This window comes from Bradyrhizobium sp. AZCC 1578 (assembly GCF_036924675.1).
Taxonomy (GTDB): domain Bacteria; phylum Pseudomonadota; class Alphaproteobacteria; order Rhizobiales; family Xanthobacteraceae; genus Bradyrhizobium.
The window spans coordinates 2,802,277-2,822,267 of the sequence record NZ_JAZHRZ010000001.1; the positions used below are offsets into that span (position 1 = coordinate 2,802,277).

The 19,991-nt window shown below is 63.8% G+C and carries 16 protein-coding genes and 1 pseudogene; 8 read left to right on the forward strand and 9 right to left on the reverse strand.

The window, feature by feature from the left end:
- Window positions 1–64: 64 nt before the first annotated feature.
- Together V1290_RS13455 and V1290_RS13460 are read right to left on the reverse strand one after the other, a co-directional pair.
- On the reverse strand, window positions 65–862 hold the full coding sequence (locus V1290_RS13455; RefSeq protein WP_334364846.1) for an aspartate/glutamate racemase family protein: 798 nt from the start codon (window positions 860–862) through the stop codon (window positions 65–67).
- Window positions 863–1,351: 489 nt separating this feature from the next.
- The gene (locus tag V1290_RS13460) at window positions 1,352–2,188 is read right to left on the reverse strand and encodes an alpha/beta fold hydrolase (RefSeq protein WP_334364847.1); all 837 of its coding nucleotides are present in this window, start codon (window positions 2,186–2,188) and stop codon (window positions 1,352–1,354) included.
- Window positions 2,189–2,327: 139 nt separating this feature from the next.
- Here V1290_RS13460 and V1290_RS13465 point away from each other — a divergent pair, with 139 nt between their 5' ends.
- From V1290_RS13465 to V1290_RS13480, 4 genes are read left to right on the forward strand one after another with little or no spacing between them, the layout of a single operon-like run.
- Window positions 2,328–3,476 (forward strand): ABC transporter substrate-binding protein, encoded by a 1,149-nt coding sequence (locus V1290_RS13465; protein ID WP_334364848.1) that lies wholly within the window; start codon window positions 2,328–2,330, stop codon window positions 3,474–3,476.
- A gap of 38 nt (window positions 3,477–3,514) precedes the next feature.
- Window positions 3,515–4,558: a branched-chain amino acid ABC transporter permease gene (locus tag V1290_RS13470; RefSeq protein WP_334364849.1), complete on the forward strand. Its 1,044-nt coding sequence runs from the start codon at window positions 3,515–3,517 to the stop codon at window positions 4,556–4,558.
- Window positions 4,555–6,324 (forward strand): branched-chain amino acid ABC transporter ATP-binding protein/permease, encoded by a 1,770-nt coding sequence (locus V1290_RS13475; RefSeq protein WP_334364850.1) that lies wholly within the window; start codon window positions 4,555–4,557, stop codon window positions 6,322–6,324. The genes V1290_RS13470 and V1290_RS13475 overlap by 4 nt, the downstream gene beginning before the upstream one ends.
- A 5-nt stretch (window positions 6,325–6,329) precedes the next feature.
- Window positions 6,330–7,034, forward strand: a complete 705-nt coding sequence (locus V1290_RS13480; RefSeq protein ID WP_442895058.1) for an ABC transporter ATP-binding protein — start codon at window positions 6,330–6,332, stop codon at window positions 7,032–7,034.
- 110 nt (window positions 7,035–7,144) lie between these two features.
- Here the strand turns inward: V1290_RS13480 and V1290_RS13485 are convergent, their stop codons facing one another.
- The 7 genes from V1290_RS13485 to V1290_RS13515 form a co-directional block, all read right to left on the reverse strand.
- Window positions 7,145–8,122 carry a 3-hydroxybutyryl-CoA dehydrogenase gene (locus tag V1290_RS13485; protein ID WP_334364852.1) on the reverse strand — a complete coding sequence of 326 codons (978 nt, stop codon included), beginning with the start codon at window positions 8,120–8,122 and terminating at the stop codon, window positions 7,145–7,147.
- Window positions 8,119–9,210: an NAD/NADP-dependent octopine/nopaline dehydrogenase family protein gene (locus V1290_RS13490; protein WP_334364853.1), complete on the reverse strand. Its 1,092-nt coding sequence runs from the start codon at window positions 9,208–9,210 to the stop codon at window positions 8,119–8,121. Before V1290_RS13490 ends, V1290_RS13485 begins: the two co-directional genes overlap by 4 nt.
- A gap of 40 nt (window positions 9,211–9,250) precedes the next feature.
- Window positions 9,251–9,898, reverse strand: a complete 648-nt coding sequence (locus V1290_RS13495; protein WP_334364854.1) for a flavin reductase family protein — start codon at window positions 9,896–9,898, stop codon at window positions 9,251–9,253.
- A 9-nt stretch (window positions 9,899–9,907) separates the two neighbouring features.
- Window positions 9,908–10,819: a fumarylacetoacetate hydrolase family protein gene (locus tag V1290_RS13500; protein WP_334364855.1), complete on the reverse strand. Its 912-nt coding sequence runs from the start codon at window positions 10,817–10,819 to the stop codon at window positions 9,908–9,910.
- Between the two features lie 107 nt (window positions 10,820–10,926).
- The gene (locus tag V1290_RS13505) at window positions 10,927–12,054 is read right to left on the reverse strand and encodes a cupin domain-containing protein (RefSeq protein WP_334364856.1); all 1,128 of its coding nucleotides are present in this window, start codon (window positions 12,052–12,054) and stop codon (window positions 10,927–10,929) included.
- 52 nt (window positions 12,055–12,106) lie between these two features.
- Window positions 12,107–12,502, reverse strand: coding sequence for a RidA family protein (locus V1290_RS13510; RefSeq protein WP_334364857.1), 396 nt, complete (start codon window positions 12,500–12,502; stop codon window positions 12,107–12,109).
- A 40-nt stretch (window positions 12,503–12,542) separates the two neighbouring features.
- The gene (locus V1290_RS13515; protein ID WP_334364858.1) at window positions 12,543–13,718 is read right to left on the reverse strand and encodes an acyl-CoA dehydrogenase family protein; all 1,176 of its coding nucleotides are present in this window, start codon (window positions 13,716–13,718) and stop codon (window positions 12,543–12,545) included.
- Between the two features lie 281 nt (window positions 13,719–13,999).
- Here V1290_RS13515 and V1290_RS13520 point away from each other — a divergent pair.
- From V1290_RS13520 to V1290_RS13535, 4 genes and pseudogenes are all read left to right on the forward strand, one after another.
- A pseudogene (locus V1290_RS13520) lies at window positions 14,000–16,161 on the forward strand (thiamine pyrophosphate-dependent enzyme).
- A complete protein-coding gene (locus V1290_RS13525) occupies window positions 16,158–17,702 on the forward strand; it encodes an indolepyruvate oxidoreductase subunit beta family protein (RefSeq protein ID WP_334364859.1) in 1,545 nt (514 codons plus the stop codon). Before V1290_RS13520 ends, V1290_RS13525 begins: the two are co-directional and overlap by 4 nt.
- 1 nt (window position 17,703) lies before the next feature.
- Window positions 17,704–18,666: a PDR/VanB family oxidoreductase gene (locus tag V1290_RS13530; RefSeq protein WP_334364860.1), complete on the forward strand. Its 963-nt coding sequence runs from the start codon at window positions 17,704–17,706 to the stop codon at window positions 18,664–18,666.
- An 11-nt stretch (window positions 18,667–18,677) separates the two neighbouring features.
- A complete protein-coding gene (locus V1290_RS13535; protein ID WP_334364861.1) occupies window positions 18,678–19,991 on the forward strand; it encodes an aromatic ring-hydroxylating dioxygenase subunit alpha in 1,314 nt (437 codons plus the stop codon).

The following is a 19,991-nucleotide window of genomic DNA, read 5'->3' on the forward strand; positions in this document are numbered from 1 at the left end:
GCCCGCCGGTCGCCGTCACCTCGGCTTCATACAAGATCTTGTCGGGCTGCAGCATGTCTTGTCCTCAAGCGCCATTCGGTTTGTCGGGCGTGCGCGCCACAGTGGTGCGGAAATCCCGGCGGGCACGGTCATTGGCCAGCGCAAAACTCGGCCCGCGGCTCGGCTCGGTGCCATTGAGACGCTGCAACTGCACCCACATCTCGGCGCTCTTCAGCGCGACCGCTGCGCAGTTCACCACGGGCGCATAGCCGATCTTGAAGCCACGCTCGCTCGCAATCAGGAGACCGGGCAGCACGCCGGCCGGAATGATGACATCGGCGCCGCGATCGACCAGCGGCTGCGCGCAGGCTGCGAAGTCGCTCAGCATGCGTGCCTTCGCCGCCGCATCGCCCGAAAACGCGGCGCTGAAATCTTCCGGACGACAGCCCATGCCGGTGACATGCACCACGCGGCCGGAAAGCCCGTAACGATCGGCCTGCTCATAATGCCAAACTTCGAAAGCTGAATCGAGTGTGACAAGGCCGAGCCGACGGCCAAGCTGCGAGGCCGCGAGCAGCGTGGCTTCGCCGGCGCCGACCACCGGGATCGTCAGCGCCGAACGCAGTTCGTACAATCCCGGATCCTGGAAGTGGCCCATGACGTAGGCGTCGAAGCCGTTTTCCTGCGCTGCGAGTCCGTTGTCGACCGCCTGGATCGCACAACGGAATTCGCTCAAGCGGCCGAAGTCGCGATCAGCGGGCGTGATGCCCTCGACGTGGACGCTGGTGCCGGGCGCAGCGATCTCGTTCAGATAGGTGGCAAGCCGTGCCATATAGGGCGCGCTCGTAGCCTGGTCGACGAAGCTCTGCCAGAAGATGCGCACAGCGGATATCCCGTTCACAGGCGGCGCGTGCCAATTACCAAACCTCCGCAGCGAGGCTCATGACACATAAGCCGATCGTTGAAGGCGCGTCGTAGCCCGGTCGCCCATTCCATCGACCGAAATATTTCAACCACAAAATAATTTTGGCGTCAATTGAACGGCGCGTCGATGCTTCTGCGCATGACAAGATCGTTTTGCCGAAACGACAGGCAGCTAACGCCTCACGCTTTTGCACAAGCGAATTCTGCTTTCGCGCCTGCACGCACCGCGGCAAACTTTTTTCCGCAAGGCGCGAAACTGGCGTATTGACCTTCTGCGGATAAATACTTTAGGCTTTAAACAATTGGGACAGGCACCGGCGCCTGTGCAGGTGCATGTCGCATTGGTAGTTGCGTTGATAGAGGCTCATCAATCGTGGCTGAGATTATCGACCTCGGAACAACAGGTGTTGCAGACGGGTTCGCATCCGCCGCGGTTGGACTCGGCGCTTCAGGTGCCGTTCCCGCTCTTGGCCACCTCGGTGGCGACGAACTCGCGGACCAAGCCGGCAAAGGCCTCCGGCATCTGATCGGGAAGCGGCACCATGCCTCCTGAGAGCTCGCGCAAGATACTACCCTCGATAGCTCCGGCAACTCTTGGAGCCACGGGATGAACGTGAGGATCGGCTGTCGGAGCAATGACCAGCGTGGGACACTGGATGCTTCCCAGACGATCCTCCATCCGATAGCGATTCACCACCCGATGGCCTTCCGCCGCCATCTCGCCAGCCCGCAACGCATCGACCATAAAGCGCTGCAGCAAATCGATATCATCAGCGGGATAGAACGGCTGCCGGCGCGCCCAGAGCTCAGTGAGATGGGAGCCGTCGGTACGCGCCTCGACCTCGTCGATCACACGCATGCCGTCATGCCTGGCCCGGCGCGCCGCATCGACGAAAGGACAGGCCGAGAGCACCAGTGCGCTCACCCGCGCAGGCGCCGAGGCGGCCATTTCGACCGCAATCACCGCGCCGGTGTGATGACCGGCGATCGCGGCCCGCGGCTCTTCCAGCGCATCGAGCAGCGCGAACGCCCCTTCGGCCCACAGTTCAATCGAAGGATCAGCGGCAGGCCGCTCGGAATCTCCGAAGCCGAGCGTATCCATTGCGATCGCGCGAAAATCGCGGCCGAGCAGCGGCAGCACATCACGGTATTCGTCCCACGAGCGTGGCGTCTGGTGCAGCAGGAGAACGGGAAACCCGGTTCCGGCCATCGCGACATGGATGCGGCCAAGACGCGTCGTGACGAAGCGGCGCTCGAGATTGGAACCGACTTTGCTGACGCTCATTTCATAACTCCCATCCGGAGGCGGGGACCGGACCCGCGCCGGGTTTCGGCGACAATCACGGCATCGATCGTGCTGGTCCGACCCGATCCATGCTGACATCTCGCTCAGGTCGCGGCTGTTTTCAACCAAGGGGAATGCAATGCGCAAGATGTTGAGTTTGACTGCCCTCATCGGCGGCCTCGTTGCGGCATCGACCGCACAGGCCGACATCACGATCGGCTTCGTGACGTCGCTCAGTGGGCCCGGCTCCTCGATCGGCATCCCATATGGACGCGGCATCCAGGCTGCGATGGAGTACAAGAACGAGGTCAACGGCGAGAAGATCAAGCTGATCCAGCTCGATGACGGCTCCGATCCCTCCGCCGCAACCCGAAATGCGCGCAAGCTGATCGAGGAAGAGAAGGTCGATCTCCTGATCGGCACCGCAACCGCTCCATCGACCATCGCCATGATGGCAGTTGCGACCGAACTGAAAGTGCCGATGATCGCCGTCTCTCCGGTGATCGGACAACCGAATCCGGCGGACCAATGGGGTATCTCCGTTCCGCAACCCGCTTCGCTGCTGGTCAAGGTCGTCGCCGATCGCATGAAGCGCGACGCGATGAAGAACATCGGCTATATCGGCTTTTCCGATGCCTGGGGCGATCTCGTCTACAACGGCGCCAAGGCCGTGGAAGCCGAAGAAGGCATCAAGGTATTGACCAACGAGCGCTATGCACGCGTCGATACGTCGGTCACCGGCCAGATCCTTAAAGTTCTTGCCGTGCGTCCGGATGCCGTTCTGATCGGCGGATCGGGCACGCAGGGCGCGCTGCCGCTGCTCGCGCTCGGCGAACGTGGCTTCAAGGGCAAGACCTACGGCACGGTCGCGCTGGTCAATCCCGATTTCGTGCGCGTCGGCGGCAAGGCCGCGGAAGGCATTCAGGTCTCGGCCGGTCCGGTCATCGTGGCCGAGCAGCTTCCGGACAGCCATTTCGCCAAGAAGCTCGCGCTCGAATTCCGCGCCGCCTACCAGAAGGCCAACAATCTCGCGAGCACGGACGGCTTCTCGGCCTATTCCTTCGACGGCTGGATGATCTTCACGTCAGCCGCGGCGCGCGCGCTGAAGACCGCTAAACCCGGCACCATCGAATTCCGCAAGGCCCTGCGCGACGAGATCCTCAACACCAAGGAGCTCTCGGGCGTGCACGCGGTCTACAACTTCAAACCCGGTGCCTATCACGGCGTGGACGAGCGCGCGCTGGTGATCGTTCGCCTGGTCAACGGCGCCTGGACCTACCAGCCCTGAGCGATGCCGAGGCGTAACACGGAAGGACGACTGAGGGCATGACGGCAGACATCGCAGCGATCCTTGCGATCGACGGAATAGCCACCGGGGCGGTCTACGCCCTGGTGGCGATCGGCACCGTGCTGATCTTCACCGTTACGCGGGTGATCTTCATTCCGTTCGGCGACATCGCAGCCTTCACGGCCCTGACGCTGGCGGCGCTGGATGCCAAGCAGCTTCCCGGAACAGTCGGATTGGTTGTCGTGTTGGCGTGCATGGCCTGCGCGATGGAAGTCGTCTCGCTGGCGCGGTCCGGCGAGCTTCGCGCGGTGCCGAAGGCCGTCCTGTTCTATCTCGTCCTGCCCCTGATCGTCGTCGGGACCGTCTGGCTGACGATGCGCTTCACCCCGCCTATGCCGGTCAGGATCGTACTGGCACTGCTCTTGATCATGCCGATCTCGCCGCTACTGGACCGGATCGTGTTTCGCCCAATCGCGGATGCCTCTGTTCTCCTCTTGCTGACCGTCTCGGTCGCGCTCCACTTCGCGCTGGTCGGACTTGGCTTGCTGTTCTTCGGCCCCGAAGGCGTCCGGACCGAGCCGCTGACGTCGATGGCGATGGAGATCGCCGGGGTGCACGTCTCCGGACAGACCGTGCTGATCCTGGCCGCCGCGCTGGTGTTCAGCGGCCTGCTGTTTCTGTTCTTCGACTTCACGCTGATCGGCAAGGCGCTGCGCGCGACCGCCCTGAATCGGACCGGCGCCCGGCTGATGGGTATCAGGCCGGCGCGTGCCGGGACCATCGCTTACCTGCTGGGATCACTGATGGCGGGCGTCTCCGGCATCCTCATCGCGCCGGTGAACACGATCTTCTATGACTCCGGATTCCTGCTCGGCCTGAAGGCCTTTGTCGGCGCCATCGTGGGCGGCATGACGAGCTATCCGGGGGCTGCGCTCGGCGCGTTCGGCGTCGGCCTTCTCGAAAGCTTCGCCTCGTTCCAGAGCAGCACCCTGAAGGACGTCATCGTCTTCTCGCTACTGATTCCCGTGCTGCTCTGGCGCTCGCTCGCCTCGCAACATTCCGAAGAGGAAGTCGAGGAATGACGCCGCAGCAGATTCGTCTCATCATTGCCGCGGCGATCGCCTGCCTCGTGGCGGCACCCTTTGTGCTCAATCCGTTCAGCATCACCTTGCTGAACTATATCGGCATCTACTCGCTTGCGGCCATCGGCTTGGCGCTATTGACCGGCGTCGGCGGCATCGTCTCGTTCGGCCAGGCCGCTTTCGTTGGCGTCGCCGCTTATGCGACAGCGTGGGTCACAGCGCTGAACGGCTATTCGCCCTGGCTCGGACTGGTGCTGGCCGTCATTCTGACCTGCAGCATCGCGGCGATCCTGGGCTTCGTGACGCTGCGCCTGGGCGGCCACTTCCTGTCGCTGAGCACGGTCGCGTGGGGACTGGCAATCGCGTTCTTGTTCGGCAACATCCAGGGGCTCGGCCAACATAACGGCATCTCGGGCATTCCGCCGATCTCGATCGGCCCGTTCGCGCTGGTGGAGAGCCGGCAGATCTATTTCTTGATCTGGGCGATCGTCGTCGCAGTCCTCCTCCTCTGCTACAACCTTCTCGACTCCCGCATCGGCCGCGCGATGCGCGCGCTGCGCGGCGGCAATACCTTGGTCGAAAGCCTCGGCATCAGCGCCTTCCAGATCAAACTGGTGACGTTTGTGATCGCCGCATTCCTCGGCGCGCTGTCGGGCTGGCTTTATGCCCATCTCGGCCGTTTCGTCAGCCCCGGGCCATTCGAGGCCGGCATGGGCATCGAATATCTGATGATGGCGATGGTCGGTGGCGCCGGCAGCATTTTGGGCGGCGTAGTTGGTGCTGCGATCGTCACGCTGCTGAAGAACACCGTGCAGGATTACCTGCCGCTGATTGCGAAGGGCGCCTCCGGCCAGCTCGAGATCGTGGCGTTCTCGGCACTGTTCATTCTGTTCCTGCAGCGGGCCCGGCAAGGCATCGTTCCGTTTCTGTTAGGTTTCCTCCCGGACCTCAAGCAGTCCCGTCCGCAACCGGCCAGCCCGCTGCCGCGCCGCGAGCAGCCGGCGCCCGGCACGCTTCTTCTTAAGGTGAGCGGCGCGCAGCGGCGATTTGGCGGCCTCGTCGCCGTCAACAATGTCAGCTTCGAAGTGAGGTCCGGCGAAATCCTCGGGCTGATCGGGCCGAATGGCGCCGGCAAGACCACGATGTTCAACCTGCTCACGGGAGCTCTGCGCGCGAACAGCGGCGAGATCGCTTTCGCGGGACACTCCATCACCCACGATCAGCAATTCCACATCGCTCGCTCCGGCATCTCCCGCACCTTCCAGCACGTCAAGCTGCGCCCGCGCATGACGCTGCTCGACAACGTGCTGCTCGGCACCTATTCGCGCACCAAGACCGGCCTGCTCGCCGGCGCGCTCCGCCTGAATCAGGCGGAAGAGGCCAGCGCACGCTACGAGGCGTTGCAGCAGCTCGAGCGGGTCGGGCTCGGCGACAAGCCGTTCGAGCTCGCCGGCAACCTGCCGCTCGGCAATCAGCGCGTGCTCGAGATCGCCCGCGCGCTCGCAGCCGACCCGACACTGCTCGTTCTCGACGAGCCCGCGGCCGGCTTGCGCCGCCAGGAAAAGCTAAAATTGGCCGAACTGCTGCGGTCGCTTCGCGCCGACCATCTGACGATCCTCCTCGTCGAGCACGACATGGAGTTCGTGATGTCGCTGGTCGACCGCATCGTCGTGCTCGATTTCGGCTCAAAACTCTGCGAAGGCGAGCCGGCGGCAATACGCAACGATGCCCGCGTCCAGGAAGCCTATCTTGGAGGTGTCGCGTGACACAGATGTTCTCGATCGAGAATGTGTCGGTCGCCTACGGCAAGGTGGAGGCGGTGCGGAACGTCTCGCTTTCGGTCGAGCAAGGGCAGATCGTGACCGTGATCGGGCCGAACGGCGCCGGCAAGACGACGCTGCTGATGGCCGCCATCGGTCTGCTGAAGTCCACCGGACGAATGGTCTTTCAAGGCAATGATCTTGCGCGGATCGATGTCGAAGGACGTGTCGAACGTGGTCTCTGCCTCGTGCCCGAGAAACGCGAGCTGTTCGCCGATCTGTCGGTCGCCGACAATCTGTTGCTCGGCACCTACAGCCTGCGCGATCGCTCGACGACGCGCAAAAGCCTCGACGATGTGTTCGACCGCTTTCCGCGACTGAAGGAGCGCAGCAAGCAAGCCGCCGGCACGCTGTCGGGCGGCGAGCGGCAAATGCTGGCGCTCGGCCGTGCGCTGATGGCGAAGCCGAAGCTCCTGGTGCTCGACGAACCCAGTCTCGGCCTTGCGCCGCTCATCGTCCGGGAAATCTTCCGCACCATCGCCTCGCTGCGGAGCCTCGGCGTGTCGGTCCTGCTCGTCGAGCAGAACGCCCGCGCCGCGCTTGAGACCGCGGACTACGGCTATGTGCTGGAAACCGGCGAGATCATCCAGTCGGGGCCGGCGGACACTCTGATCCACGACCCGAAGCTGATCGCGGCCTATCTCGGCGGGCATTAGAGCAACTAAGAGCGGGACCAAAAATTGCGAAAACAACCCCATGCAAAGTAGAAATGGGGCCTCGCATCATCTGAGCACACTAGATCTAGCTAGCTAGGGCAGCGCTCGCGTTACGCGACGGGTTCGCGCGCAAGCCCCATCGCCCGCAGCGCCGAGGCAAAAGCGGCTAGGCGCTGCTCGCGATAGGCGTCTTGATCAATGCCTTCGTAGTTCATGAATCCCTGTCCGGTCTTCATGCCGATGCGGCCCTCGCGCATATTGGCGGCAATGATCGGCGGCGCGGCGTAGCGGCTGTCGCCGAGCGCCTCGACCAGATAGCGGCTGGCATGATGCAGGATGTCGCCGCCGCCCCAGTCGATGAACTCGAGCAGGCCGAGCACCGCGAAGCGGAATCCGAAGCCATAGATCACGGCCTTGTCGATATCTTCCGCGGAGGCGACACCCTCCTCGACCATCCGGGCGGCTTCGTTCATCGCCAGCGCCTGGATTCGGGGAACGATGAAGCCCGGCCGTGCCGCGCAGACGACCGGCACCTTCCCGATGCCTTCGAGCAGCGTCTTCATCCGCGCTGTCGTCTCCGGCGCGGTGAGCCGACCGGGAGACAGTTCGATCAGCGGCACGAGGTAGGCGGGATTGAGCCAGTGCGCATTGAGGAAGCGGCCGGGATGTTCGATCGATCCGGCGAGGTCGTCGACCAGGATCGTCGAGGTGGTCGAGGCGATGATCAGGCCTTCGCCCGCCAGCCGCGAGGCCTCGGCCAGCGCCGCCTGCTTTAAGCTGAGGATCTCCGGCATTCCCTCGAAGATGACATCGCAGCGCGGCAACGCCGTGGCCGCCTCGTCCCGGGACACGACCGTGATCCGCTCGGCAATTGTGGGCACAAGTTCCGGCGGGAGAAGGCCGATGCGCGAGAGGATCTCGAGCGTTGAGCGAATTTCCACTTTAGCTTCGGCCGCCAACGCCTCGAAGGCCGACGCCTCCCGTTCCTTGAAATCGATGACGACAACCTGATGACCGGCGAAAGCGAACACGACGGCAATGCCGCGGCCCATTCGTCCAGCGCCGAGGCATCCGATCACCGGTTTCATCGGAAACCCTCCGCTAGAAGATTTTGCAACGCGGCCCGGTCGAGATCGCCGAGGCCGAGCGAGGACAAGCTCCGGCCCGTCACCGCGAAATCCTCGCCGGTGATGGCAGAGCCGATCGCGAGGAACGCCTTCACGAGCGGGGTGTGCACGCCAGCAAGACCGGCCACCGATGCGAGGAACGACAGGCCGAGACGCAAATCCTCTAGCATGTAGCGGTGCTCGACAAGAATGAGGCGTTCGGACCAATCGCCGGAATCGGTGAGTTGCTCGTGCGCGTCGCGCGCATACATCCAGGGCTCACCATCCCGCGAATAGTGATCGGCCAGGGGAAAATGCGGCTTTCCATAGCCGAGCGCTTCGCGAACGGCGATGCGCTCAGCATCGAGGGCGTCCGTGACACGGCGTATGGCCGGCTGCGTTCCTTCCTTATGAATATCCCATTTGTCGAAATGCTCGATCGGACCGGCGTTCATGGTGATCAGCGGCGGATGAATGATCGGACCGGCATTCATCAGCGCCGCCGAGAGCGCATCGCCGCATGGCTCGATGGCATTCGGAAACGCGCGCTCGATCACATCAAGCGCGTGCGGGGCAAGGCGCTGCGGAAACACACCGGTTGGCAATCGAGCGCCCCTGCCCGAGATGCGGACCGCATGAGGGCCCTGCTTGCGCGCCAACCACGGCAGGGTCCCGGTCTCCGCCGTTGCAATCTCCGCGCGGTTGCCCGCGTCCCGCGCGGCGCGCGCAAAGATGTAGGAGCCGAATGTGCCGGGCGGCAAATACACGACCTGGCCGTCGCGCAAATGCGGCGCGGCCAATTCGGCGATCGCGCCTTGCGCAAAAGCCGGCGCCGGACACAGGATGAGATCGGCAGCGTCGATCGCTTCCGCGATCGAAGATGTGATCGCAGCCAGCCGGACTTCACGGCGGCCTGATCGATCGATGACCGTTATCGTATCGCCCTGCGCATGGTGTGCGTCGACATCTCCGGGATTTCGCCGCCACAGCCGGATTTCGTGACCGGCCAACGCGAGGTCGCCGGCGGCCGCGAACGAACCGTTTCCTCCACCCAACACTGCGATCTTCAAGATGTCCTCCGCTTCGTCGCCTCGCGTATCGGCAATCCTGTCACGCAGGCTCCGCCTTGACGTTCTTTTCCTGCCACGTCGCCCAGGTTGGTCGATCGATCTGGAACAGGTCGGTGGAGCGCGCATACCAGCCGCTGCCATGCATGCGGGCGATCAGCCGCAGCGCCTGCGTATCGATGTGGCAGCGCTCCCTGTCTAGGATCACTGCGTCGTCGATATGGGCGCGAACGATACGACCGATCACGGCCGTTTGTCGCGGTCCTGTCACCAGCGACGTGAGCACCCGGCACTCGAATGACACCGGCGATTCCGCGATACGCGGCGGGCGCACTGCCTGCGAAGCAGCCGGGGTCAGTCTGGCCAGCACCAGTTCATCGATTTCGGGCGGCGCGTCGATACACGTGATGTTCATGGCCTCGGCGTTGCGCTCGGCGACGAGATTGACGACGAATTCCCCGGTATCGAGGATATTCGCCGCCGTGTCCTTGAATCGCTGCGAACCCGCCAGCAGTCCGATCGCGACAGTGGGCGGCTCATGCCCCATCACGTTGAAGAAGCTGAACGGCGCGGCATTGATCACGCCGCTCGCCGAGAGCGTGGTGATCCAGGCGATCGGCCGCGGCGTCACCGTGGCCGTCAATATCTTGTAGCGGTTTTGCGCTTCCAGCGTCTCCATGTTGAAGATCATGCCGGCCTCTCAGATCGCCACCACCGGATGACGCAACCGGCCGATGCCCGTTACTTCGGCTTCCACCACATCGCCCGGCCACAGCCATTCCTGCGGAGCGCGGCCGGCGCCGACGCCCTCGGGCGTGCCCGTCGCGATGATGTCTCCCGGCTCCAGAGTCATGGCGGCCGAAATGTCGGCGATCAGGAGCGGCACCTTGAACAGCATGTGACGCGTGTTGGAGCGCTGCTTCTCGACGCCGTTCACCGTGAGCCACAGATCGAGTGCATGCGGGTCGGTGATTTCATCTGCCGTGACGATGCACGGCCCGAACGGCGCGTAGGTGTCCTGCCCCTTGGAGTAGATCCACTGGCCGGCACGGCGGTTGTCGCGGGCGCTGACGTCGATCATCACGCTGTAGCCGAACACGAAGCCGAGCGCGTCAGCTTCCGACACGCGCCGTGCGGTTCGCCCCATCACGACGGCGAGTTCAACTTCCCAGTCGAGCTGCTGCGTGATCGCCTTGTTGTGATGAATGGCCTCGTCCGGTCCGATGACGCTGGTCGGTGGCTTCGAAAAGATGATCGGCTGCTTGGGCAGATCTTTTGCGGTGTCGAGCGCGCGCGAGGATTCCGCGACGTGCTCGACATAATTCAGGCCGATGCCAAAAATGTTCTTCCGGGGACGCGGTATCGGCGCGAGCAGCCTGACGTTTGCGAGCGGCAACGCAGCGCCGACTGGCCAGTTATCCCTGCCTTCGTTCAGCATCTTCTTGAGCGCCGCCAAGGCCGGCGGTCCGAGATCGATGAAGTCGAGCATCGATGAGGGAAGAGAAACCCCGGTATGCTGGCCCAATTTCTCCACGTCCACGACGAGATCGCCGACAACCGCGCCGAGACGGGCGGCAGCTTCAACGGTGCTGCGATAGGTAACAAGACGCACGATGCCCTCCTATAGCGTTTTCAAGCGAAGTGGATACCGGTTCGCGTGAAGAAAACGCGTCAAACAAAAATCGAGAGCTTCGGTTCTGATTGATCAGAACCGAAGCTCTAGGGTACGAGCGGCTGGCGGCCGCCATTGTCGCCAAAAGCCTCTTCGCGATAGAGCCCGAGCGCGTGCATGACCGGCAGGTCGTTGAAGGTGAAGAGGCAGGCGTCCTCGCTGGCGGATGCGTTCACATGCTCATGCCAGGCCCAGGACGGAACGCAGAAGATATCCCGCTCCTTCCAGTCGAAGCGCTTGCCGTCGATGATCGAATGACCGCGCCCCTTGGCGACCTGATAGATAAAGCTGCCGGTGTGACGATGCGCGCGCGTGCTTTCGCCCGGCCGCAGCATCTGCATCGACGCGCCGATCGTCTGCATCACCGGACCGCCGGTCACCGGGTTGACGTAGTTCATGAGAACGCCGTCATAGGGCGAGCCGTCGGTCGCCTTGGCGTAACGCTCCAGCGCCTCGTAGGTCGGACCCCACTCATACTTCAGCAGCGGCGAATATCCCTTGGACCATTCGGCGCCCGCCGGGCGCAGGCCGGCATTGCCCCAGGTATGCGTCATGTCGTCGACGGGATAACCGACGCTCTGCTGCAGGTCGGGGTGGACCACATAGAAGTTGGCTTCGAGCGTGTTGACGAGGGGAATGTCGAGGCCGTCCTGCCAGATGCAGGGCGTGCCGTCGCTGGAGACGCCGTGCTCGTGCCAGGTGCCGTTCGGCGTCAGCACAAAGTCGTTGGCACCGAGCGTCATCTTGTGACCATCGACGATGGTATAGGCGCCCTCGCCTTCCATGATGAAGCGGAGCGCAGAGGCCGAATGGGCGTGGGCGGATGCGACCTCGCCCGGGTGCATCACCTGCAGGCCGGAATAGAGCCAGCCCACCGCGGCGGCGTGCTCGCGGCGTCCGGGATTGTTCAGATAGATGACGCGGCGCCCGGCCTTTTCGGGCGACACCAGTTCAACGGAACGCAGCACGTGCGCGCGGAGGTCCTCATAGCGCCACAGCACCGGAATGGAGGACGATTTGGGCTGCCACGGCTCGATCTTGTTCGCGACTGTCCAGAGTGCGCCCGCCTCCAGCCGTTCGAGCTCGTCATAGTAGGCGAGCAATTCAGGGGTGTCTTCGACATTGGCCCGCCCGGCCACATCTTCCCGGTGGTTTTCACGCGCTTTCGTTGCCATGTCGCCCTCCTGTGGGGTTGGCGCCGCTTCCGGCGTCGCGTTGTCAATTCATCTAGTCAGGTATCATTGCGATCGCCTGGATTTCGACCTTGGCACGATCCTCGACCAACCCAGATACCTGCAGCGCGGTCATGGCCGGAAAGTGCCGGCCCATGACGTCGCGATAGACGACGCCGATTTCCTTCAGGCGCGCCGAGTATTCCTTGCGATCGAGCAGGAACCAGGTCATCGACACTACATGCCCCGGCGCCGCGCCGCCGGCGCGCAAGACCGCGTCGACGTTCTTCAGGGTCTGGCCGATCTGATCCACCAGATCATCGGACTCGAACTTGCATTGCTCGTTCCAGCCGATCTGGCCAGCGACGAAGATCATCTTGCCGCGCGCGGCGATGCCGTTCGTGTACCCCCTCGGCTTGGCCCAACCGGGTGGTTGCAAGACCTCGAACATTTCATACTCCGTAGCAGGACGCGACTGAACGGCCGTTCGGCTAGACCGCCTTCAAGACGTCACGTCCGATGATGAGTTTCTGTACTTCGGTCGCGCCTTCATAGATGCGCAACGCGCGTATCTCGCGATAGAGTTGCTCAACGACTTCGCCGGAGCGCACGCCGCGGCCGCCGAACATCTGTACGGCGCGGTCGATCACCGCTTGCGCGGTTTCGGTGGCGACCATTTTGGCCATTGCCGCTTCACGGGTCGTGGAAGCTTTCTGCACGTCGCGCCGCCACGCCGCGCGGTAGGTGAGAAGCGCGCTGGCGTCGACGCCTGCGGCCATGTCGCCAAGGGCAGCCTGCGTCAATTGCTGGTCGCCCAGCACGCCGCCGAACATCCGCCGTGACAGTGCATGCGCCACCGCCTCATCGAGCGCGCGGCGGGCAAAACCCAACGCCGCGGCCGCCACCGATGCGCGGAAGATATCGAGGGTGCGCATCGCGATCTTGAAACCTCCGCCCGGCGCACCCAACAGCCGCGCCGCTGGAATCCGGCAAGAATCAAAACGCAACGTCGCCAGCGGGTGCGGCGCCATCACATCGATGCGATCGGCAATCGAAAACCCGGGATCGTCCGGCAGCACCACGAAGGCCGAAATGCCGCGCGCGCCCGGCGCCTCACCGGTTCGCGCAAACAGCGTGTAGACGTCGGCAATGCCGCCGTTGGAAATCCAGGTCTTCTCACCATCGAGGATGTAGTGGTCGCCTTCGCGGCGGGCGCTGCAGCCCATGGCAGCGACGTCGGAACCGGCCTCCTTCTCCGACAAGGCAAAGGCGGCAATCCATTCGCCACGCCGCGCCTTCGGCAGCACCAGCGCGCGCAATTCGGGCGATCCGGCAATCGCCACCGCACCGGTTCCAAGTCCCTGCATGCCAAATGCGAAATCGGCGAGCCCGCTGTGCCAGGCAAGCGTTTCGCGGGCGAGACAGATCAGCCGCGAATCGATCACCGCATCGGACCGATCGCCCGCGACCGATGCCTCCAGCAATCCGGCGGCGCCAAGCTGGCGTACCAGCGAACGGCAGGTTTCGTCGACGTCATGGCCATGCGTATCGCCAAGATCGGCTGCAAATGCGTCGAGCGCGGCGACGTATTCGCTGTGGCGGGAATCGAAGAACGGCCACGCGAGGTGTTCGCGCGACGGCCCGCGTAATGGCGAAACCGGAGTCATGTCAGTCTCCCGCAAAGGCCGGTTTTGCGCGCGCCCGCCAAGTGCAACGCGCGCCTCAATAATGTTTCATGGCTAAAATATCCTGTCAAGCGAACCGGCCGCCGATCGGAAGCCCGGCGCGTGTGCATGAAGCCTATGAAACAGGCTAGAAACTGCGCTCAAATGCGCGTGAAGCGTTTTGCGGCTTCAGAACTCGCGGGTTCGATTGACATCATTTTTGTTTGATGTCTAAAATTATATTCGGTCATCCGGAGTTCCGGGCGAGCCCTCAGGAGGCGAGCATGGCAGAACGCTCTTTCGCGCGCGAGGTGGAAGACCTGAAGCTCGGCGCCGGCCAGGAATTTCGCGGCGAAGGCATCCTCGCCATTACCAAGGCACTGCTGGAATGCGGCGTCAGCTATGTCGCCGGTTACCAGGGCGCGCCGATCTCGCATCTCATGGACGTGCTGTCGGACGCGCAGGACATTCTTTCCGACCTCGGTGTGCATTTCGAATCCAGCGCCAGCGAGGCCACCGCCGCGGCAACGCTGGCTGCCTCGGTGATGTATCCGGTGCGTGGCGCGGTCACCTTCAAGGCGCCGGTCGGCATCAATGTCGCGTCGGACGCGCTCGCCAACCTCTCCTCGGGCGGCGTGACCGGCGGCGCGCTGATCATCATCGGCGAGGATTACGGCGAAGGTTCCTCCATCATGCAGGAGCGTTCGCATGCGTTCGCGATGAAGTCGCAGCTCTGGCTGGTCGATCCGCGGCCCAACGTGGCGTCGATCGTCAAGGCCGTGCACGATTCCTTCGAGCTGTCGGAGGCGTCGAATACGCCTGTCATGCTGGAGGTACGGATACGCGCCTGCCATGTGCATGGCCGCTTCGCCACCCGCGACAACGTCCGTCCCGCCCTTCCGCTGGCCCGCGCGCTCGAACAGCCGTCGCGCGACACCAACCGTATCGTGCTGCCGCCGGCCTCGTTCCTGCACGAGAAGGAGAAGGTCGAGCACCGCTGGCCCGCCGCGGTCGAATTCATCCACGCCCGCGGCATGAACGAGACCTTCGACGGCGACATCGACGATATCGGCATCATCATGCAGGGCGGCATGTACAACGGCGTCGTCACCGCGCTGCGCGAGGCCGGGCTTGCCGACATCTGGGGCGAGACGCGCGTGCCGCTCTATGTGATGAACGTGACCTACCCGATCGTCGATCGCGAGGTGATCGACTTCTGCCGGGCTAAGAAGGCAGTGCTGATGGTCGAGGAGGGACAGCCCGAGTTCATCGAGCAGGCGTTGCACAAGATTCTGCGCAACGCGGACATTCCGGCCAAGCTGCACGGCAAGGACCTGTTCCCGATGGCCGGCGAATATACCGCACAAGTCATGGGCGAAGCGATCGGCGCTTTCATCCGCCGCTGGCGCCCGGATGCCTTGTCGGATGCCGCGCGCGCACCGAACATCGACCGCACCGAAGTCGATGAGAAAATCCGCGTGCTCGCCGACGTGGTGCCGCCGCGCCCGCCTGGCTTCTGCACCGGCTGTCCGGAGCGGCCGATCTTTTCCGCAATGAAACTGGTGGAGAAGGAACTCGGACCGCATCACATCGCCGCCGATATCGGCTGTCATTTGTTCTCGATCCTGCCGCCCTTCAATATCGGAGCCACCACGATGGGGTACGGGCTAGGCCCGGCCTCGGCCTCCGCCTTCAACGTACCTGCAGGCAAGCGGTCGATCTCGATGATGGGCGACGGCGGCTTCTGGCACAACGGGTTGACCAGCGGCGTCGGCAACGCCGTCTTCAACCAGCACGACGGCGTAATCGTCGTGGTTGACAATTACTATTCCGCCGCGACCGGCGGCCAGGACATCCCGTCCTCGCGCGCCGACAACCGATCGCGTTCGACCAAGCACCCGATCGTCGAGGCGGTGAAGGGCGTCGGCGCCAAATGGGTGCGCCAGATCGACCGCACTTACGATGTCACGCGCATGCGCGACACGCTGCGCGAGGCGCTGACAACGGAGGAGAAGGGTCCGAAGATTATCGTCGCTTCGTCGGAGTGCATGCTGAACAAGCAGCGCCGCGTGAAACCGCTGGTGGCCGCTGCCGCCAAGCGCGGCGAGCGCATCGTGCGCGAGCGCTTCGGCGTCGATGAGGACGTATGTTCCGGCGACCACGCGTGCATCCGCCTCTCCGGCTGCCCCTCGCTGTCGGTGAAGCCGACCAGCGATCCCCTCAAGGACAATCCGGTCGCCGCCGTCGACAATAGTTGCGTCGGCTGCGGCCATTGCGGCGAGGTCGCGGACGCGGCCGTCTTGTGTCCTCATTCTACCGCGCCGACATCGTATCCAATCCGACCCCGTTCGAAACGCGGCTCGACCGCCTCTGGCAACGAATGATCGGCGCTTTGCAGCGCTGGCGCGCCGGACGCCGCATCACGTTTGAGCAGGAGGCGGCATGAACGTCTCGGTCGCGCCCTCCTCCATCGCGCTTAGTCAGGCCCGCCCGATCACCGTTGCGGTGCTGGCGATGGGCGGCCAGGGCGGCGGCGTGCTGGTGGACTGGATCGTGGCAGTGGCCGAGCGGCGCGGCTGGTTCGCGCAATCCACCTCGGTGCCCGGCGTCGCCCAGCGCACCGGCGCCACGATCTATTACATCGAGATGATCGCGCCCGACACGAGCAAGCCCGACCGCCACCCCGTGCTGTCGTTGATGCCCGCGCCCGGCAAGGTCGACATCGTGATCGGCGCCGAATTGATGGAAGCTGGCCGCGCCATCCTGCGCGGGCTGGTCTCGCCTGATCGCACGCTGTTGATAGGTTCGTCCCACCGCTCATTGGCCGTGATCGAAAAGACCGCGCCCGGCGACGGTACCGCAGACGCGGCACAGGTTTACGAGGCGGCGAATGTCGCCGCCAACCGTTTTATCGCCTTCGATATGGCTGAAATCGCCGATGCCACCGGCAGCGTGGTGTCCTCGGTGCTGTTCGGCGCGCTCGCGGGCTCCGGCGCTCTGCCCTTTGCCACCGAGGATTTTGAAGCCACGATCCGGGCCGCGGGGGTCGGTGTCGATGCCAGCCTGCGCGCCTTCGCCGCCGGCCGCGAACGGGCCGTGGCCATGGTCAAGCAGGATCCCAAGATCAAGCCTGTGGCGAAGCCGCCGCTCGCAAAGCATTTTCCGCGCCTCGACGCAATCGGCCACGCCGGCTATGACGCGCTGGTCGCGCGAGCGCGGCAGTTGCCGCCGGAGGTGCATGGCATCGTCGCCGCCGGCTTGCAGCGCGTGGTAGACTATCAGGACGTCGCATACGGCAGTGAATATCTCGACCGGCTCGAAGCGATGCCGCGCGAGGCGACCGGCCTGCTGCAGGCTTTTGCAAAGTATCTCGCGGTCGCAATGGCCTATGACGACGTGATTCGTGTGGCCGATCTGAAGACACGAGCGGGACGATTCGACCGGGTCCGCCGCGAGGTCCGCGCCGGCGACGACCAGATTGTCGCGATCACCGAGTTCTTCCATCCGCGGATCGAGGAAATGGCGGGGCTCCTGCCACCAGTTCTCGGCGAAAAAGTCGAGCGTAGCCAGTGGCTGGCCCGGCTGATCGATCGTGGACGTAAACTGCGCACGACCGCGCCGTCGTCGTTCCTGTTGCTGTACGGCGTGGCCGGACTGCGGCGCTTGCGACGGCGCACGCTGCGGCACGCGCGCGAGATGCGCCATCTCGAGGAGTGGGTGCAGCGCGTCCGAAAATTCGCCGGGACCGATCCCGCGCTTGCGACCGCCGTGTGTGAGGCTCGCCGTCTCGTCGGCGGCTACTCGGACACACATTCGCGCGGTGAATCGAAGTTCGACAAGGTCATGCTTGCGTCCGAGCGCCTGGCGGGCCGGCTGGATGCCGCCGAATGGGTGCAGCGGCTGACCAAGGTGGCGCTGAAGGACGCCGATGGCGGCGAACTCGACGGCGCCTTGCGCACCGTCGAGACACTGTTCGAAGGCGCCTAGGATGGATCAATTCGAAGTCGTAGTGTCGAAGACCGAGGCGCTCACGTCGCGCATTCGCGAATTCGTGCTGACGCGCGTCAACGGTGCGCCGATGCCGGGCTGGTCCGCCGGCGCCCATATCGACATCCACCTGCCTGATGTTGGCCGTCGCTCCTATTCGCTGATCGAAACGGCGTCGCCGCGCGCGGCCGAACATCCGACCGCCTATCGCATCGCCGTGCTGCAGGAAAGCAAGAGCCACGGCGGCTCCAGCTTTATGCACGGCCTCAAGACCGGCGATCGCCTGACGATCTCGCCGCCGGCGAACAATTTTCCGCTTCGAGCCGGTGCGGGAGAAGTGGCACTTGTCGCGGGCGGCATCGGCGTAACGCCGCTGCTCGCGATGGCCTGCGAATTGAACGCGGCGAAGCGGCCGTTCTCGTTCTACTATGCCGGCCGCAGCCGCGGCGAACTCGCCTTTCTCGGCGACATCGAGCGGCTGGCTAGCGCCGGAGCGACCATCCACGCCGACGACGAAGCCGGTCGCTTCTTCGACCTCGAGGGCTTGATGAGCCGGCTCGCCCCCGATGTGCCGCTTTACCTCTGCGGACCGCTGCCGATGATCGAGGCAGCCATCGCGCTGGCGAAGCGGATGAACTGGTCGCAAGGGCGGCTGCATTTCGAAATTTTCACCGCGCCCGAAGAGAAGTCCGGGGACTCCGCCTTCGAGGTCGAACTCAGGAACAGCGGACGCGTCTATGAGATTCCCGCCGGCAAGACCATCCTCGACGTGCTGATCGAGGCCGGCGAAGACCCAATGCATGACTGTAAGCGCGGCGATTGCGGCATCTGCCAGACCACGGTGATCGCGGGCATTCCCGATCATCGCGACTACATCTTGAGCGACAGCGAGAAGGCCTCGAACAAGGTGATGCAGATCTGTATTTCGCGCGCGAAGACCAAGCGACTCGTGCTCGACCTGTGATGGAGAAACGCATGACCCGATATGCCGGCAATGTCGCGGCCATTCGCGACCTGGTCCGCGACCAGGAGGTTCACCGCGACGTCTATGTCAGCGAGGAAGTGTTCCAGCTCGAGATGGAGCACATGTTCCCGAATAGCTGGGTCTATGTCGGCCATGACAGTCAGGTCCCCAATCCCGGCGATTATTTTGGCACCACGATCGGCACGCAGCCGATCCTGCTGGTCCGCCACACTGACGGGACGGTAAAGGTGCTGCACAACCGCTGCCCGCATAAGGGCACGCGCATCACGTCCGAGACCTGCGGTAATGCCGGAAAGTTCTTCCGCTGCCCCTATCATGCCTGGAGCTTCAGGACCGACGGCTCGCTGCTCGCGATTCCCCTGAAGAAGGGCTACGAGAATACCGGCTTCGAACAGAGCCATGCGGCGAGCGGAATGGCTCCGGTGCGCCATGTCCGCAACTACCGCGGCTTCGTATTCGCCAAGATCAATAACGGCGGCCTCGATTTCGAGGAGTTCTTCGGTGAAAGCCTATCGAGCTTCGACAACATGATCGACCGTTCGCCGGTGGGCCAGCTCAAGGTCGCCGGCGGCGTGCTGCGTTATATGCACAATTGCAATTGGAAGATGCTGGTGGAAAACCAGACCGACACCTGCCATCCGATGGTCGCGCATGAGTCCTCCGCCGGGACCGTGGTCGAAGTCTGGAAGAAGGCGCCGCCCGGCACCAAGAAGCCGATGGCGGTCGAGATCATCGCTCCCTTCATGAGTCCGTACGAGTTCTTCGAAAATATGGGCATCCGGATCTGGGACAATGGCCACGGCCACACCGGCGTGCACCACTCGATCCATTCCGACTATTCGGCGGTGCCTGGCTATTTCGACAAGATGAAAGCGGCCTATGGCGAAGAACGCGCCAAGGCGATCCTCGGCGAGAACCGGCACAACACGGTCTATTTCCCCAACATCATGATCAAGGGGCCGATCCAGTTATTGCGGCACTTCAAGCCGATCGCGGCCAACAAGACGCTGGTCGAATCCTGGACGTTCCAGCTCGTCGATGCGCCCGACATGCTGCTCGAGCGCACGCTGATGTACAACCGGCTGATCAACGCGCCGACCTCGATCGTCGGCCATGATGATCTCGAAATGTATGAACGCGCGCAGGAGGGCCTGCACTCGAACGGCAATGAGTGGGTGAACCTCCAGCGCCTCTACAGCCCCGACGAAGCCGGGCAGACCAACGTAGCAGTCAACGGCACCAGCGAGTGGCCGATGCGCCACCAGTTCCGTGCGTGGACCAAGTTCATGACGATGGGGATGTAA